The sequence below is a fragment of the Limnospira sp. PMC 289.06 genome, assembly GCF_032350395.1.
Classification (GTDB): Bacteria; Cyanobacteriota; Cyanobacteriia; order Cyanobacteriales; family Microcoleaceae; genus Limnospira; species Limnospira platensis.
The window spans coordinates 1-1,384 of the sequence record NZ_JARPLC010000313.1 but is presented as its reverse complement, the minus strand read 5'-3'; the positions used below and the strand labels follow the sequence as shown (position 1 = coordinate 1,384).

The following is a 1,384-nucleotide window of genomic DNA, read 5'->3' as shown; positions in this document are numbered from 1 at the left end:
ATAGTGGCAGTGAACATCATAGACCCGTCAGTTAATCCTGTATCGCTTTGGATTAACTTTAGCAATGCTAACTCTGGCATTGTAGGGTTATATTCCCGTTTTTTGCCCTGAAATTCCGTTTCGTATTTTTCAATGCAAAACCGAACAGCCATTAGTTCTTTATCACCTTGGGAATAACCCCAGTCTCTATCATTGAAATTCTGAAAATCCCCAGAAATACCCTTTCCGAACACCCATAAATGGGGTGGCTTTATCCGTAGTTGTGTATATTAAATGACCAGAAAAGTTCCTGTTTCACCGGGCTTAACTGCACTGCAATAACTAAATTTATCGTCCTGTTTTTTGCCGTAATATCCGATACTCATGATTAACTATCCTTTGATGATTGATTATGACGTTTGAAATTTTTTTGCATACCTCCCAAAATTGAGGGTTACCAACAATTGATACTCGTAGGCTGCCTTCATTTGTCAACCTTGCTGTAGCGTGACCTCTGTAGTCCCCCCTAGGGCTATAACAACCCATATAGGAATAAGCTAAATCAAGGATTTCCTGGGTTTTATGTTCCTTTATAGGGGTTAGTATCCGGTAGGCTATTTGAGTGGTTTCTGACTCAAATAGGTGTGGGTTATAGGTGGTGTTTATTAACTCACCGTCAATGGAAAATAACCCCTTGTAGTGCAGTTTATTCATTGTTTACCCTTGGAATCTCTAAGTTTTTCCAAAGCCCCTTAAACTCGTCGATATTGATAAATGAGATGCCTTGCCATCGGTAGGATGTCCCCCTTATAACAAACCAACACTGATTGACTAAACCAGGATTAAGGTACTGCAATAACTGCATTTTTAGCTTAAATGAATCAGTTAATACTCCCTTAACTTCGATGTAACGATTAAAGAACGGACTATAAAAATCTGGAATCCAGGTGATATTTTTCCAAGGTTTTGCATGTTCAATTAATGTCATTTTAGGGTGAACAATTAATTGATTATCATGTTTTCGTAGAAGGTGATAAACCCTACATTCAAATGCACTTGAAAAATAATAGCTGTCTATTTTTTGTCCTCTAGCATTGTATTTATTTCTCATCTTTTGGGTGCACTCCGAAACTTCCGCTAGGGTTATCAATTTCTTTGTCTAAGCCATTTTCCGCCGCATAGATGCTGTATTCTTCTCTGTAATACTCAAGTGCATCCTCCATTAATTCCTCAAGTTTTTCGGGGTTTAATGGTATTAATTTTTTAATGATTTTACCTAAAAAATAAGCGATAAAATCCTTATCAAACTTAACTAAAGTTGATGGCCACGTTATTCCTGACTTTCCACTGGAAATTGGAACTTTGATATATAGGGAATGACCGATATACATCAAGGGGGTTAACG

General features: G+C 37.4%; 2 protein-coding genes. Both read right to left on the bottom strand.

Annotated features, from left to right (window positions below; genetic code table 11):
- Positions 1-685: 685 nt before the first annotated feature.
- Positions 686-1,090, bottom strand: a complete 405-nt coding sequence (locus tag P5674_RS24765; protein WP_315670399.1) for a DUF1064 domain-containing protein — start codon at positions 1,088-1,090, stop codon at positions 686-688.
- Positions 1,080-1,384 (bottom strand): hypothetical protein (locus tag P5674_RS24760; RefSeq protein ID WP_315670398.1); only part of this gene is annotated, 305 nt, incomplete at its 5' end. The genes P5674_RS24760 and P5674_RS24765, both read right to left, overlap by 11 nt.

What these genes read in the sequence shown, in the direction of transcription:
- P5674_RS24765 (WP_315670399.1), bottom strand. Translation starts at nt 1,090, where the DNA reads ATGAGAAATAAATACAATGCTAGAGGACAAAAAATAGACAGCTATTAT.